The following is a 1,173-nucleotide window of genomic DNA, read 5'->3' on the forward strand; positions in this document are numbered from 1 at the left end:
TCGAGGCATTACAAATCCCTCACATTGAATCAGACAAAGGCGTGCTAACCGTCAGTATTGGTTTCGTGGAATCCAGAGTGGAAGCCTGGCAAGATCTGGTAAAACAGGCTGACAAAGCCCTTTACCAGGCAAAAAGTCAAGGAAGAAATCAGGTTACTGTAGCTGATCAGCTATAAAAGATCGGCCTTAGGTCTTATAGAACCTTATCAAGCGGTATTTTGAGTCTCATGGCCACCTGACTGACCTCCGATACAAATACGATTCCGGCCACTTTCTTTTGCCTGGTACAAAGCACTATCAGCAAACCCCACCAATGATTCACCTTTCTGCCACTCTGGTGGTGCCATGCTTGCCAAGCCAAAACTTGCAGTCATCGGTATTGTTTTGCCTTGATAAGTCATATTTGCGTCTTCAATTGCCCTTCGAAGTTTCTCGGTTTGCAATAGGGCCTCCTCTTGAGTCTGACCGTAGAGAATCGCAATGAATTCTTCACCACCATAACGAGCCACTATATCTGTTTGTCGCTGATACTGTTTCTTCATTAAGCGAGCAATCAGTTTTAAACACTCATCACCCGCCTGGTGGCCATAGNTATCATTTACCTTTTTAAAATGATCGATATCCATCATAACCAAGGTAAGCGGCGTCATGTTTCGGCGACTATTAGCCAAGGATATATCCATTGCTTGATCAAAGAATGGCCGGTTATAAAGTTGAGTCAAACCATCAATCTGGCTCATTAGTTCCAAGCGTTCTTCACGCTCCTTAATGCTTAGACGCATATGCTCCATGGCCCGAGCAACTGTCAGTAATTCATCATGCGTTCCAATCTCAATCGCTTGATCATAATTTCCCATAGCTACACGATCTGCAGCGCCAGTTAATTCACCTATAGCAGAGCTAACAGACTTATATAAACCGACTGACAAGTAGAGCAAAACCAAGGAGAAGAAAGCGACGCTGATATAGAACAAGGATAAGCGCTCAATGCTCTGCTGGTAATTTTTCGCCAATACACGGTCAGTCACCGATAAAACAAGCTGATTATGCGCGTATACTAATTGATACAAGTCGCTTAACTTCGCGTAGAACTCTTGCGGGTCACCTTTAGGAGAGAAGGACTCTATCAAATACTGTGAAAGCAGGTCTTTAGTCTGAACTAAAGCTGATTTA

The 1,173-nt window shown here is 43.7% G+C and carries 2 protein-coding genes; one reads left to right on the forward strand and one right to left on the reverse strand.

What is annotated here, in order from left to right; genetic code table 11:
• Positions 1-14 precede the first annotated feature (14 nt).
• The gene (locus A3735_RS32500) at positions 15-176 is read left to right on the forward strand and encodes a diguanylate cyclase domain-containing protein (protein WP_082885841.1); all 162 of its coding nucleotides are present in this window, start codon (positions 15-17) and stop codon (positions 174-176) included.
• Between the two features lie 30 nt (positions 177-206).
• Here A3735_RS32500 and A3735_RS08490 read toward each other — a convergent pair.
• Positions 207-1,173 (reverse strand): diguanylate cyclase (locus A3735_RS08490; RefSeq protein ID WP_068637915.1); only part of this gene is annotated, 967 nt, incomplete at its 5' end.

It is taken from the genome of Oleiphilus sp. HI0061 (assembly GCF_001635675.1).